This window comes from Streptomyces sp. NBC_01320 (assembly GCF_035974375.1).
Taxonomy (GTDB): Bacteria; Actinomycetota; Actinomycetes; order Streptomycetales; family Streptomycetaceae; genus Streptomyces; species Streptomyces yanii.
Genome location: NZ_CP108390.1, coordinates 118,068 through 131,362 on the forward strand (window position 1 = coordinate 118,068; position 13,295 = coordinate 131,362).

General features: G+C 67.5%; 13 protein-coding genes. 5 read left to right on the forward strand and 8 right to left on the reverse strand.

Features of this window, described 5'->3' with window-relative positions; translation table 11 throughout:
- Positions 1-70 precede the first annotated feature (70 nt).
- Positions 71-1,048, forward strand: a complete 978-nt coding sequence (locus OG395_RS00615; RefSeq protein WP_327241130.1) for a transposase family protein — start codon at positions 71-73, stop codon at positions 1,046-1,048.
- Between the two features lie 487 nt (positions 1,049-1,535).
- Here OG395_RS00615 and OG395_RS00620 read toward each other — a convergent pair whose 3' ends face one another.
- The 3 genes from OG395_RS00620 to OG395_RS00630 are packed head-to-tail and all read right to left on the reverse strand — an operon-like array spanning position 1,536 to position 3,132.
- Positions 1,536-2,408, reverse strand: a complete 873-nt coding sequence (locus OG395_RS00620) for a hypothetical protein (protein WP_327241131.1) — start codon at positions 2,406-2,408, stop codon at positions 1,536-1,538.
- Positions 2,405-2,974, reverse strand: coding sequence for an RNA polymerase sigma factor (locus OG395_RS00625; RefSeq protein ID WP_327241132.1), 570 nt, complete (start codon positions 2,972-2,974; stop codon positions 2,405-2,407). The genes OG395_RS00620 and OG395_RS00625 overlap by 4 nt, the downstream gene beginning before the upstream one ends.
- The gene (locus OG395_RS00630) at positions 2,971-3,132 is read right to left on the reverse strand and encodes a hypothetical protein (protein ID WP_327241133.1); all 162 of its coding nucleotides are present in this window, start codon (positions 3,130-3,132) and stop codon (positions 2,971-2,973) included. Before OG395_RS00630 ends, OG395_RS00625 begins: the two co-directional genes overlap by 4 nt.
- A gap of 614 nt (positions 3,133-3,746) precedes the next feature.
- On the opposite strand from OG395_RS00630, the gene OG395_RS00635 reads away from it, so the two are divergent.
- Positions 3,747-4,826 carry a hypothetical protein gene (locus tag OG395_RS00635; RefSeq protein WP_327241134.1) on the forward strand — a complete coding sequence of 360 codons (1,080 nt, stop codon included), beginning with the start codon at positions 3,747-3,749 and terminating at the stop codon, positions 4,824-4,826.
- Between the two features lie 200 nt (positions 4,827-5,026).
- Here OG395_RS00635 and OG395_RS00640 read toward each other — a convergent pair whose 3' ends face one another.
- From OG395_RS00640 to OG395_RS00655, 4 genes are all read right to left on the reverse strand, one after another.
- On the reverse strand, positions 5,027-6,508 hold the full coding sequence (locus tag OG395_RS00640) for an aspartate ammonia-lyase (RefSeq protein ID WP_327241135.1): 1,482 nt from the start codon (positions 6,506-6,508) through the stop codon (positions 5,027-5,029).
- A 290-nt stretch (positions 6,509-6,798) separates the two neighbouring features.
- Complete coding sequence (locus OG395_RS00645; protein WP_327241136.1) at positions 6,799-6,960, reverse strand: hypothetical protein; 162 nt, start codon at positions 6,958-6,960, stop codon at positions 6,799-6,801.
- A gap of 286 nt (positions 6,961-7,246) precedes the next feature.
- Positions 7,247-8,254 (reverse strand): arginase family protein, encoded by a 1,008-nt coding sequence (locus tag OG395_RS00650; RefSeq protein ID WP_327241137.1) that lies wholly within the window; start codon positions 8,252-8,254, stop codon positions 7,247-7,249.
- Positions 8,255-8,275: 21 nt separating this feature from the next.
- The gene (locus OG395_RS00655; RefSeq protein ID WP_327241138.1) at positions 8,276-9,634 is read right to left on the reverse strand and encodes an MFS transporter; all 1,359 of its coding nucleotides are present in this window, start codon (positions 9,632-9,634) and stop codon (positions 8,276-8,278) included.
- Between the two features lie 248 nt (positions 9,635-9,882).
- Between OG395_RS00655 and OG395_RS00660 the strand changes: the two genes are divergently transcribed.
- The 3 genes from OG395_RS00660 (at position 9,883) to OG395_RS00670 (ending at position 12,413) form a co-directional block, all read left to right on the forward strand.
- Positions 9,883-10,674 (forward strand): FCD domain-containing protein, encoded by a 792-nt coding sequence (locus OG395_RS00660; RefSeq protein ID WP_327241139.1) that lies wholly within the window; start codon positions 9,883-9,885, stop codon positions 10,672-10,674.
- A 207-nt stretch (positions 10,675-10,881) separates the two neighbouring features.
- A complete protein-coding gene (locus OG395_RS00665; RefSeq protein WP_327241140.1) occupies positions 10,882-11,244 on the forward strand; it encodes a hypothetical protein in 363 nt (120 codons plus the stop codon).
- Between the two features lie 161 nt (positions 11,245-11,405).
- Positions 11,406-12,413 (forward strand): DNA-directed RNA polymerase subunit alpha, encoded by a 1,008-nt coding sequence (locus tag OG395_RS00670; protein WP_327241141.1) that lies wholly within the window; start codon positions 11,406-11,408, stop codon positions 12,411-12,413.
- A gap of 148 nt (positions 12,414-12,561) precedes the next feature.
- Here OG395_RS00670 and OG395_RS00675 read toward each other — a convergent pair whose 3' ends face one another.
- Complete coding sequence (locus tag OG395_RS00675; protein ID WP_327241142.1) at positions 12,562-13,281, reverse strand: IS6 family transposase; 720 nt, start codon at positions 13,279-13,281, stop codon at positions 12,562-12,564.
- Positions 13,282-13,295: the final 14 nt, after the last annotated feature.

The window sequence follows — 13,295 nt, forward strand, 5'->3', positions numbered from 1 at the left end:
CTGCCGCTCGCGGCGACGTTCCGGCTGATTTGGCCGTGACATGAGAAGGGCCGTGCTGGTTGGGTGAGTTGTGAAGCTGACCTGGGCCCGCGCGGCCTGTTCCCATCCGGCCCTGTCCGGTGTCTCCCGCGCACACTTCGGCGAGTTGTTCGCCGAACTCGCCGCCCCGTGGGAGGCGGCACGTCAGTCCGGACTTCGCGAAGCCAGGGGCGGTGAACGCCGCAGGGCGGCTGGTGCCGGGCGCAAGCCGAAGCTGGTCTTCTGCGACCGGCTGCTGCTCACCCTGGTACACCTGCGCCATCAGCTGCCGCACGAGGTCCTGGCCGAGCTGTACGACGTCGACCGCTCGACCGTTTCGACGGCGATCCGACAGGTCCGTCCGTTGCTCGCGGCCCGCGGCTTCGCAGTGCCCGACCGGCCCGGAATGAGACTGCGGACACTGGAGGATCTCTTTGCCTACGCCGAGGCCGAAGGCATCGAGCCTCGACTCGATGGCGCCGAGACCCAGGTCAGGCGCCCACAGGCGGGCCGACCCGGGCGCCGGGCCTTCGTCTCGGGCAAGCGCCGCCAGAACACGATCAAGACCACCACATTCAGCGACGGGCAGGGCCGCATCCTGCTGTCCGGGGTCGTGCGACCCGGCCGGATGCACGACCAGACTGCCGTACGCACCGAGGGCATCGCCGAACAACTCCGCCTCCACCCATCGGTGAAGTCCCAGGCCGATGCCGGGTATGCAGGACTGGCCAAGGAGTTCCCCGACCAGGTCACCGCCCCGCCGAAGAAGCCGAAGGACGACGCGTGCGACGGCGACAAGCGGGCCTGGAGCGAAGCGCGGCGGCGCCAGTCCTCGGCCCGGATCTGCGTCGAGCACACCAACGCCGAGCTTCGGCAGTGGGCACCCCTGCGGCGCTTCACCGGACGCCGTGAAATCTACGCCGAGACACATCTGGCGATCGCCGGGCTGGTCTCCGACCGGTCCGCGCAGCGCCCCACCCGACGCCGGACAAGCACCGAACTCGTCCTCGTCCGCAACAGCACCTGCTGATCACACGCCAGCCGAACCGCCAGGCCAGCACGTCCCGACCTCAATTTTCCCCGAGGTCGTTAGCTCCTGGAAGAAGCTGAAGGGCCCTGGCCTGAGGGTCCAGGGCCCAGGCGTACGCATCCCGAGGGGTCGAAGGTACGCACACCACAGGGCCCAACAGCCGCGACGAGCGGCAAGTCACGGGTGCCACAGCCCAAGCCCGGTGACGCCAGCTGGCCATCGGGCGACGATGGCAGCCAGGTAAGGCTGTCGGCCCGCCTCGAGCCGGTCCTCGCCGCACACATCGGTGCCGCCCTGGCGGGCGCGGAGGTGATGAGTGAGCGGCGGACGGAAGGCGAGCCGTACACCCGGATCCAGACCGACCTGACGGTGGAGTCCTGGCGGGATCGGGCCAGCACGGAACGCTCACGGTGGTGCGGATGCGGTGACCCCGTCCCTCAGTCTGCTGCCACCGGGGCAGGGGAAAGCCCTTGCGGGCCATGGCTGTTCACTCGCGGGGCAAGGTTTCGCGCAGGGCGTGCCGACGCGCTGCGGAGATGCCGGGCCCAGCTTTCTTGGGGCGGCGTTCCAGGTGGGTGGGTGTGGGGCGGGTGGTGCGGGCGGGCTTGGTGTCGGCGGTGAGGGTGCGGATGTGGTCGGTGAAGTCGGGGTCGGTGAGGGGGAGGTCGATTCCGTCGACGTAGCCGACGGCGGCGGGGACGTAGTCGATGACGGCGCCGACGGCGGCGGGCATGGGGGTGGGCTCGGTTTTGAGGGCGCCGAGGATACGCAGGGCGGTGGGCAGCAGGCTCGCGTCGGTCGTGGTCACTTGCTTGAGCGCGGCGGTAACAGCGGAGGGGACGTCCTCGGCGGGCGGGATGGGGGTGTTGTCGGTGCTGTCCGTGGCGGGCAGTGCGTCCTGGACGAGTTCGGTCTGGTCGTGCCACCAGCGCGCTTCGCCCTGTTCTCCCAGGGCCAGGTGGTGGAGGTAGAGGCAGTAGGAGGAGGCGGGGTCTCCGGCTCCTGCGGCGTATTGCCACCAGAAGCGGGCGTTCTCCTCGGATTCGGCGAGCTGCAGGATGCAGCCCAGCACCCGCGCCCCGGGCGGTTCGGGAAGCTGCGGGGTGATGAAGTCGTCCAGGGTCTGCAGACCGGTCCGGGCGACGACGGTCTCGCACAGGGTCTGCAGGCTCTGCGCGGCTTCGTGTTCCGGGGTCTCCGGGATCACCGGGTGGGCCGCGGGCGCCGGGACGGGCAATGGTGTGGAGGGATTTTCGAGCCGCGCGAGGACGCGTGCCTCGGCGGCGTCGATGTCTTGCTGGGTGTAGGGCGTGGCGGTGAGCCGGGCCCGGGACAGGAATGCCTCGATGTGGGGGGTCATCGCAGTCCTTCCATGGTGGTGCGGTCCGGACCGAGAATCTCGCTCAGGCGGCGCAGGCAGTGGCGGACGGTGGAGCGGACGGTAGCGCTGGTCATGCCGAGGACGGAGGCGACTTCGGTCGCGTTCAGTCCGTGGAGGAAGGTCATGACCATCACGTCGTGCTGGCGTTCGGTGAGCTGACGTAAGGCACTGAAGAGAGCAAGGGACTCGGTGACTTGCCCCATGGGGTCGACAGCATCGTGCAGGGCGACGGTGTCGAAGGCCGCGTCGTCGATCATCGGGCGCCGCTTGCTGGCCCGGGCATGGTCAGTGATCTTGTTGCGCAGGACGGTCCAGGCATACGCGGCCGGGCTCTCCTTGAGCAGCACCTGGTCCCACTTGCGGTAAAGCTGCTCGAACGCCGAATCCGCCGCCTCTTCCGCATCGTGCCGGTTGCGCAGCAGGGTCTGCGCGTAGCGGACGTACTGCGGCCGGTACATCTGGTGGAAGGCCTTGAACGCAAGATCCGGTGACTGTTTCGCCACGGGCGGCGCGACGGGCTTGCTGCGGTTACGGCTCTGGGTCACCGGCCGTCCCCGTCCGCCTCGTGACGGCGGCTCATCTCCGATACGCCGGCCCGCACACCGGCGGCCGCGAGACGGCGCAGGAGAACGACCGCGTCGCGGCCGAACACCCGGAGCGTAACGGCCAGGATCATCAGGTCACCCGCGAGTCGAGTGGTCACAGACGACGGCTCCTTCCTTGTGAACCACCGGGCTCCCCCACTGCCGGAGGCTCCCGGGAGTGCGCCGTTGTGCGCCTCCACCCAGAACGACGTCCGTCAGCACCCATGTGTGCAGCGGCAACCACAGGAAGATTACCGAGAGCGAAAACCTTGGCGACGCACACGCGTTCGCCATCGCTTATCCAGCACCTTCAGCCACCCCTCGCCACCCCTTACGCCACCACCCCCACCAGCACGCACCCACCCGCGTTCATCACGCAACATAAATTTGCGCAAAGTCAGCAAACGGACCGCATCACGCGGAAGTGACCCAGATCACCTAACGGGGCCGGCTTCGCCGCCCTTCGGCTCCGGCGCTCAACTGCCGCGCACCGGGCGGCCAGCCACCCGGGCACGGCAACTCCGGCACGCATGCGCGCCGCCGGGGCCGTATCGGTGAATTGGAGCTGCGCAGCCGGCGCACGGGCCGATGTTCCAGTCGGCGCACCCGTAGAGAGCCCCAGTGGCCCTGTCCACGAGAACCGACAGCGGATGTTCACCGATTTCGACAGCACAGAGCGGTCCGGAAGATTCGAACGGTGACGCCTGTCAGCCCTTGGGCCTAAGGTGTGCCAGTGATCTTCAAGAGGAAGCAGAAGGCCTCGGACCTCGACGCCGTCATATCCGAGCTGGAGCAGGCCGTTGACGCTCGCGACGGTGCCCGCACCGAACATGCCTTCACCGCCGCGCTGAAGGCTCTGCAGCAGGCGACAGACACCGAACGCGTCCTGGCGGGGCCCCGGCTGGCCGCGCTGCTCCCCACTTTCCCGCCCACCGGCCCGCGCCCGCTCCTGGCATCGGCGGCCGGCTTTTGCGTCGAGAGCGGCGCCGATCCGGCGGCCTGCGCGGAGCCGATCCTCGGCGGCATCCACCGAGACCTGCTCAACGCCCTGGAGTTCGCCCGCCGCTGGACCGCCGCCGGCGAAGCCGCGGACGAACTGCCGGAGCCCGACGAGAAGATCATCGATGATGCGCTGCTGGCCCGCCTGGGCGGCGACGCGTACGAGACCACGCGGTTGGCGCTGGCCTGGTGCTCGGTCGAGGAATGGCAGCCGCCCGCGCTGGCCGTACTGTGCCGCAGCACAAAGGTGCGCCGTCGGCACGCATCCACGCTCCTCCCCGCCTGCCGCGACCTGGCAGCCCTGGAGCGGCATGACCTCAAGTGCCTGGCCTACGCGCTGGCGGTCCTGGACGACGAGCCCCTGGTGGTGCTGCACCGGCCCACCGGGAGCGGGTTCGAGGTACGCATCGGCGGCATCGGGGACAACTTCCAGTTGCACACGCTGCTCGCCCACGTACTCGTCGGCGGCGGCCACGTGCCCGGTACCACCCCTTCGGCTGAGAGCGTCCGCCTGGCCACCGACCCCGAGCCCGCCCGAGAACGCACCGAGGCCGTCACGACCGGGGCCTTCGAACTCCTCGCCCCGGACGGCGAACGGATCTGGAACGAGGGGCTGCCCGACGACATCCCCGTCGTGGAGGGATACCGCCTGCTCGTGCTGGACGAACCGCTGTACCAACGCAGCTGGAACGCCAACCGGTTCTTCCCCCATCTCCCGGGTACGGCCGAGCTGACCCGCGTCCTGTCCGACGACGAGGCGCGAACCTGGTTCGCCCGCACCTCGTCCGGCAACGGGACCTCTCAGGCTTCCTGACTCAATGAACCGGCCGCCACTGCGAGGTGGCCAGAAGTCGGAGCCCGGACCCGGTACCCCTATCGAACACGGAGTGCGCCGGGGTGCTGTCGGAACTGCTGAACATCTGCTGCCGGTTCTCGTGAGCAGAGCCACCGCCGAGGCGGTGTCCACAATCGCATGCGCTGGGCATAGCAGCTGGGTCAGCAGGCATGACCGGATCAGACATCCCTGGCCTCGACGGCGTGTTCACTTTGCAGGGTCGGGATGAGGGCCTCCGGGCGGAGGATGTCGGCGATTTGCTGTTCGGTGAGCAGGCCTTGCTCGACGACCAGAGCGCGGACACTGCGCCCGGTGGTGAGCGCGGCGGCGGCTACCTGGGTCGCAGCGGCGTAGCCGATGTGGGGGTTGAGAGCGGTCACGACTCCTATGGACTGTTCGACGACACGGCTCAGGTGCGCCTCGTTCGCCGTGATTCCGGCGATGCAGCGACTGGTCAGAGTGCGGCAGGCACTGGTCAGGTGGGTGATCGACTCGAACAGTGCGTGCGCGATGATCGGCTCGAAGGCATTGAGCTGCAGCTGCCCACCCTCGGCGGCCATGCTGATGGCGACGTCGTTGCCGACGACCTCGAAAGCGACCTGGTTGACGACCTCGGGGATCACCGGGTTGACCTTGCCGGGCATAATGCTCGATCCGGCCTGTACCGCAGGGAGATTGATTTCCGAGAGGCCGGTGCGGGGGCCCGAGGACAGCAGGCGCAGGTCGTTGCAGATCTTCGACAGCTTCACGGCGGTGCGCTTCAGTACCCCGGAAAGTTGCACGAATGCCCCGACGTCCTGCGTGGCTTCCACGAGATCGGCGGCGGTGGTGACCGACACACCGGAAATCTCCCGCAAGTATCGGCAGGCGAGCCCGGCGTAGCGGGGATGGGCGTTGATCCCCGTGCCGATCGCTGTGCCACCAAGGTTGATCTCGCTGATCAGCTCTGCGGCTTCGAGCAGGCGCTCGGCGTCCTCGGCGACCATGACACCGTAGGCGCCGAATTCCTGTCCCAGGGTCATCGGAACCGCATCCTGCAGCTGGGTTCGGCCCATCTTCACCACGCCGGCGAACTCGACGGCCTTGGTGTTGAAGGCCTCGGACAGCTCGGCCATCGTGCCGTGCAGGCGACGGGTGGCGAACTGCAAAGCGATCTTGACGGCGGTTGGGAAGACGTCGTTGGTGGACTGGCTCATGTTGACGTGCTCGAGCGGGTGTATCACCGCGTAGTCCCCGCGGTCGCGGTGGAGGTGCTCCAGGGCGCGGTTGGCGATGACCTCGTTGGCGTTCATGTTCGTCGAGGTACCGGCTCCGCCCTGGATGACATCGACGACGAAGTGCTCGTGGAGGGAGCCTGCCCGGATGTCTTCGCAGGCGGCAGCGATCGCGTCGGCCTTGTCGGTGTCGAGTAGGCCGAGTTCCGCGTTACTGCGTGCCGCGGCCTGCTTCACGCACGCCAGCGCGACGATCAGGTCGGGATAGGTACTGATCGGGATCGCGGTGATCGGAAAGTTCTCGGTGGCGCGCAGGGTGTGGATGCCGAAGTATGCGTGGTTATCAACAGACCGGTCGCCGAGCAGGTCGTGCTCGACACGGATCCGGCCTGGCCGGGAATTGGCGTCCGCGTTGCCGGTGGTCGTGTGGGTGGTTGGGGCAGTCATGGTGCTTCGCTTCCTCGATGCCGATCAGAGGTGGACGGACAGTCCGCTCATGCGGCCGTGTCAGGGCTGATGAATGTGAGGCCACGGGCGAGGATGCCGCCGAGCCGGCCCACCTGGCCCGCTGGTGTGGTCCATATCGAGCGACTCCGCAGCCCGTCGCGGACTGGGGACAGCCGGACATCGGCCCCGTGTTGTGGTTACTTTCGGGCCGGTTCAGCCGGTCAGGTCGAACTCCGGAGAGCCGAACGTGGCAAACCATTCGCGCACCTGCTCCGGATCATCGGTGAATGTCAGGCCGAGCTGAAGCAGTACCGAGCCTTCGACGGCTGCAGGTCAGCGCCGACGACGACGCCCGGGGTGCCGTCGTCGTAGACCGACCCCGACCCGGCGCGAGTGGTGGAGACGAACACCCCGCCCTTGTCGACCGCCCGCCCACGCGCTGCCTGTTGCACAACGGAGATGTCACCGGCACCGTGCCGGCTGTGACGATCCCGTCCACCTTGCACTGGTCGGCCTAGGCCTTGATCGGCAAGGCGTCGGCTTGGGCATAGCTGGAAACGATCTCTGCCGACGCCATGTCCACGGCGTCCACGGTCGACAGGTCGAACGGGGTCACCCAGTCCTCGGTACCGGCTGTCGCCTGCGCGCGAGGTCCGCACCCGGTGCTCAACGACCATGCCGAGCGCGCCCAACCGGCCGCGCCTGGGAGCGCGGCCGGGTCCCGTGGACTGGGTGGGCTCAGCTCGCGTGCGAGGGCTCGGCAGCCTCGAGCCGGCCGTTCCTGCGCAGGTACGGCTCGCTGTCGGCCACTCGCGCCATGAACTCCACGCCCAGCTGGGCCCCGAGCAGGGACGTGTTGTTGGACCGGACATCGATCATCGGGTTGATCTCGACGATGTCGAAGCCGACCACATCGGCGTGCCGGGCGATGCCGAACAGCGTCTGCTTCATCTCCTCGTAGCCGAATCCGTCGGGCTCCGCCGAGGCGCATCCCGGGACGAGCGGCATGTCGAGGACGTCGATGTCCATGCTGACGTAGACGGCGGCACCCGCAGGGATCTTGTCCAGAAGCCGCTCCAGCCCGTGGCGACGGTACTGCTTCATGGTGATGACGTCGTTGCCGTGGCGCCGGGCGTCAGCGAGGTCGTCCTGGCTCATCCGCATGCTGCGCATGCCGACCTGCACCATCTGGCCGACCTGGTTCAGGGAGGACATCTTCCGCACCGGGCTGCCGTTGCCGTACTGGGCACCGTGCACAAACGGCCTGAAGTCGAGATGCGCGTCGAAGTGCAGCAAGATGACGGGCTGGTCGTAGGCGCGGACGACGCCGTAGGAGATGGCGTGGTCGCCGCCGTAGATGACCGGCAGCGCGCCGGCGTCCAGGATCTTGCGGACCGAGCGGGTGACGTTGTTCATCGTCTGCTCGGGGTTGGTGTAGACGATGTCGACGTCGCCGCAGTCGACGATGCGGTTGTTCTTGGTCTCGTGCACCAGGTACCGGCGGTCTTCATCGAGGTCGTAGTAGCCGCCGTGACGCTGGGTGGGGCCGTACTCGGCGTACCGGACGGACATCTCGCGGATCTGGCGCGGTGCCATGCGGGCACCGGGGTACCACGGCGAGCCCTCGTCGCTGGGAACACCCAGGATGGCTATGTCGGCGTCAAGTTCGTCGAGGTTGCCCACGATCGGCGCCCGCATGAAGGACGGGATACCGGTGAACGGGAGGTTCAGCTTGGCTTCGGACATTGTGCTTCTCCGTTGTGCTTGTCAGCGAATCTGTGTGGATGTCAGCGGACGGGTGGCTGCGGCGGGGTCCGCTTTGATCTCGAGTGGCTTGATGTCCCCGACCATGAAGAGGTAGATGAGGCAGCCGACGATGGCGATGCCCGCAGCGGCAAGCAGTCCGCCGACGAACGAGCCGGTGCTGCTGTAGATCAGGCCGATGACGAACGGGCTGGCGACGCCCGCGAGATTGGACACCGAGTTCTGGACGCCCTGGATGGTGGACGCCCACGACCGTGTCGAGAGCGGCGCGATGTCGGCGGGCAGCGTCACGATGCTCGACGTAGCGAAGGTGACCCCGCCAAAGGACAGGGACAGCAGGGCGAGCGCCACGATGCTGCTGTCGACCACGGCGGCCAGGCCGATGAGCGCGGACACCAGCATGCCGGCGATGATGCAGGACTTACGGGCGAACGTCAGGCTGTGGCCACGCCGGACCAGTGCGTCCGAGGCCCAGCCGCCCGCGAAGTTGCCGATGAAAGCGACGATTGCCGGGATCATGCCGAACACGCCCAGCGAGAGCAGGGAGAAACCGCGGGCCTCGACGAGATACGACGGGAACCAGGTGATGAAGAAGTAGATCACGAAGGACTGGCAGGAGAACCCCAGCGCCATCCCCCATACCGTTCGGTACCGCAGCAAGTCGCGCCAGCGCAGCTGCGGCGCGTCGTCGGATTCGTCAGCGTCCTGGTCTTGGCCAGCCTCGATGTAGGCGAGCTCCGCCTCATTGGCCTTCGGGTGCTTGCGGGGATCGCGGTACATCTTCAGCCAGAACACCACCCAGATCAGGCCGAACGCACCAGTGATGAGAAACGAGCCGCGCCACCCGAAAGCCGCGATCAGCGCGGTCACCACCGGGGTGGCGAGCAGTGTGCCGCCTCGCGCTCCGCTGTCGTAGATCCCCGAAGCTGTGCCCCGCTCCTGGCGGGGGAACCATCTTTCCACGACCTTGGTGCAGGCCGGGAACGCAGCTGCCTCGCCGACGCCGAGCAGCAGCCGGGCGCCGATCAGCGAGCCGGCCCCGCGGACGGCTGCCATGGCGACAGTGATGAGCGACCACCACGCGACGGCTACGGCATACAGCATTCGGCTGCCGAAGCGATCGACGAGCCAGCCCATCGGTATCTGGAAAAGGGAGTATGTCCAGAAGAAGGCGCCGAGCAGTAGACCCGAGAGCGCTGGATCGATGTGCAGGTCCTTGGTCATGTACGGAAGCGCGACCGAAATGTTGGCCCGGTCCACATAGGCAATGGTCAGACCGGCAAAGGCCAGCCAGATCATGACCCACCTGACACGGGAGCGGCGCTCCGTGGGAGGGGCCGCAGCCCCAGTAGAAGTGGTCATCACATCTCCTCTTGGAGAGACGTCTGAGCCGCCACGTATGCGTACCGACGTCAGGCGGTCATCCGGTCCGCCGCCTCCGCAAGGTTGGCGGCGCTCACTCGATGGCGAGGAGTCTGCCCCGAGCGACAGATGTCCGTCAATAGTGACTGACTACTGTCTCCTTTGGTGGTCAGCAATCAGAAATGGCATACTGACTACTGGACTCTTGAGACTGCACAACGGTTCAAACCGCCGCAATAAGGAGCACTGTGAGCGAAGCGGTACACGACGCACCCTCTATGCCGAGCTGGCTGGACGACAACACCAGCGACGCACTGCTCATCGCCATCGACGAGGTCGGCAGCCCGGTGGGCGCCCGGCAGATCAGTGCCGCGCTGGCCGAGCGGGGACGGCACCTGTCCGAATCCACCGTTGCACGACGACTGCGCCACCTCGATGCCGAGGGCCTGACCCTGCAGATCGGGGTCAAGGGCCGCGTCCTCACCGATGCGGGAAACCGAGCGGTCGAGCGTCTGCGACGCACCTCCCGCAGTGCAAGCCTGGTGTCGGCGTCCGAGGTGCGCACCGCTCAGGACGTGGTCAACCTACTCAAGGCCCGGCGGGCGATCGAACCCGAGGCCGTACGGGACGCCACTACGCACATCTCCGATGCCGAACTCGCCGCCCTGAGCACGGTCGTGGCCGAGCATCGCAACCGGGCCAGCGCCAAAGAGCGGCCTCCCCGGGACATCGCGCTCACATTCCACCGCCTACTGAGCGCGCCCGCACAAAACCCCCTGGTGCAGGCAATGGTCGGCATCGTGCTCGATGACAGCCATGATCACGTCGAGGCGGCGCTGGACGTCATCCTGGAGGCGCATCACCACAGTGCCGTCAGCGTGTCCGAACACGAAGCCATCATCGAAGCCATGGCCCAGCGTGACGCAGAGCGCGCCGCCGACCTGATGCGAGCCCACCTCGACCGGCTACTCGAAGAGGTCGACACCTTCATCACCCGCTACGACTCTGAGCTACTCGAACGCCTCCTTCGCCTGCCTTGAGATCTCCTCCCCGTCCACTGGACGGGGACGTGCATCTTCACGCCGAAGCGGGAGCGGATCACCTCGCGCACCCGCTCCCTGGTCCACAGACCAAAGTCCAACTCGAGCTGTCGGGGGTCCTGGTGCGCGATCAGGCGTGACCAGATCATGAGCAGGAGAAGATCACGGCGGCACCGCCGCCCCGTCCCCGTCGCTGAGGTGGTCCCCGTGCAGCAGCCGTTTTCGATGGACGACCTCAAGCACGTACGCCTCGCCGCGTGGCAGGCAGGCAACCCGTTCTTCGAGCAGGGCCTGGTCGACGAGTCGTACTCCCGCACCCTGTTCTGCGGGCGCGGCGTGCTCTTGATCGCCCATCGCATGGCGCCCCGGCCCGGATGGCGCCCCTATCTCGCGTGGTTCGCGCCAGCCGGCGACGGCGCCCGGTTCACGGTCCTTGGACACGCCGTAGAACACGCGGACGCAGGCTCGGCCCGCAAGGCGGCGGAGGCGCTGGCGGCACGGATGTGCACCGGCCCGTGGCAGCAGGCACTCGGCCTCTTCGTCTCACCACCGCGCTGGTCTGCGGCCTGACGGCAAAGGTGCCGCGCGCTTCGGGCAACTCTCCTGTCCCGCCGACTGAGCCGGCACCTGGCGGCGTCGGGCGGTGCGGCCTCTTGTGAGGTCGTATTGCCGATACTGTGCGGTGTCTATGGCGTCAAATAGCGGGCGCCGAAATCTGGAGGCGCCACCCCATGCTGATTGCTCAGCGTCCCGCGTTGACCGAAGAGGTCGTCGACGAGTTCCGCTCCCGGTTCGTCATTGAGCCGCTGGAGCCGGGCTTCGGCTACACCCTCGGCAACTCCCTGCGTCGCACGCTCCTCTCCTCGATCCCCGGCGCCGCTGTCACCAGCATCCGGATCGACGGTGTCCTGCACGAGTTCACCACCGTGCCGGGCGTCAAGGAGGACGTCACCGACCTCATCCTCAACATCAAGCAGCTGGACCTCTCCTCGGAGCACGACGAGCCGGTCGTGATGTACCTGCGCAAGCAGGGTCCCGGCCTGGTCACCGCTGCTGACATCGCCCCGCCGGCCGGTGTCGAGGTCCACAACCCGGACCTGGTCCTCGCCACGCTGAACGGCAAGGGCAAGCTGGAGATGGAGCTGACCGTCGAGCGCGGTCGCGGCTACGTCTCCGCCGTCCAGAACAAGCAGGCGGGCCAGGAGATCGGCCGTATCCCGGTCGACTCCATCTACTCGCCGGTGCTCAAGGTCACGTACAAGGTCGAGGCGACCCGTGTCGAGCAGCGCACCGACTTCGACAAGCTCATCGTCGACGTCGAGACCAAGCAGGCCATGCGTCCCCGCGACGCCATGGCGTCGGCCGGCAAGACGCTGGTCGAGCTGTTCGGTCTGGCCCGCGAGCTCAACACCGACGCCGAGGGCATCGACATGGGCCCCTCCCCGACGGACACCGCTCTCGCTGCCGATCTGGCCCTGCCGATCGAGGAGCTCGAGCTCACCGTCCGGTCGTACAACTGCCTCAAGCGCGAGGGTGTCCACACGGTGGGTGAGCTCATGGCCCGCTCCGAGGCCGACCTCCTCGACATCCGCAACTTCGGTGCGAAGTCGATCGACGAGGTCAAGGCGAAGCTGGCCGGCATGGGCATGAGCCTCAAGGACAGCCCGCCCGGATTCGACCCGATCGCCGCCGCCTTCGGCGACGCGGACGCGAGCTTCATCGAGACCGAACAGTACTGAACGCTGCGCCGGGTCGCACGGAACCGGGGGTCGCTGCGCTGTCGGCAGGGATGAGCTACGGACCACCGTCCGGGACACGGACGGGTGCTGTCACGTTGTCGGGCGCGTGATCGTCTGACGGTGTGCCGAGGTGTGGTGGGACCCTGGGTCAGGCCGCGGTGGGCCGGACGGTCGCGCCGGTGATGTGGTCCCAGAGAGTGAAGCGGAGGGTCATCTCGAAGCGGTACTGAGTGGCGGTCAGAAGATGGCGTCGGGGCCGGAAGTGGGGCGAGATGCCGCTGAACGCGGACAGGAACCGCTGGGCCGCGCCGGGTGAGCGGAAGTACTTCATGGCCCGCTCGCGTTGGCGGGTGGGTTGGTGGCTGTTCTCGGCCCGGTTGTTCAGTCCCTTGTGGGAGCGGTGCTCGACCGAGGCCATGAGTTCCCGATGGGCAGCGCCGTAGCTCTTCAGCTTGTCGGTGACCAGCACCCGCGGGACGCGGCACTGCTTCTTCATGAGCTTGGCCATGAACCGCTTCGCGGCCTTCGCGTCACGCTTGGACTGCACGAGAATGTCCAGGACGTCGCCATACTGATCGACGGCCCGCCACAGGTACTGCCGCTCGCCGTCGATCTTCACGAAGACCTCGTCGAGATGCCACTTATCGCAGGGCTGGGGCCGGCGGCGCCGCAGCCCTGCGGCATATGCCTGGCCGAACTTCAGGCACCAGCGGCGCACGGTCTCGTAGGAGACGATCACACCGCGCTGGAGCATCAGCTCCTCGACCTCGCGGTAGCTGAGCGGGAAGCGGAAGTACAGCCACACGCAGTGCGCGATGATCTCTGCCGGGTAGCGATGGCCTTTGTACGACGGCGACGCGCTTTCCACGACAGGCCCCTCCC

Excerpts from the sequence above, each read along its gene's own strand:
- OG395_RS00620 (WP_327241131.1), bottom strand. The coding sequence starts at position 2,408 with ATGACCCCCCACATCGAGGCATTCCTGTCCCGGGCCCGGCTCACCGCC.
- OG395_RS00640 (WP_327241135.1), bottom strand. The coding sequence starts at position 6,508 with ATGACTGCCCCAACCACCCACACGACCACCGGCAACGCGGACGCCAAT.
- OG395_RS00650 (WP_327241137.1), bottom strand. The coding sequence starts at position 8,254 with ATGTCCGAAGCCAAGCTGAACCTCCCGTTCACCGGTATCCCGTCCTTC.
- OG395_RS00655 (WP_327241138.1), bottom strand. The coding sequence starts at position 9,634 with ATGACCACTTCTACTGGGGCTGCGGCCCCTCCCACGGAGCGCCGCTCC.
- OG395_RS00670 (WP_327241141.1), top strand. The coding sequence starts at position 11,406 with ATGCTGATTGCTCAGCGTCCCGCGTTGACCGAAGAGGTCGTCGACGAG.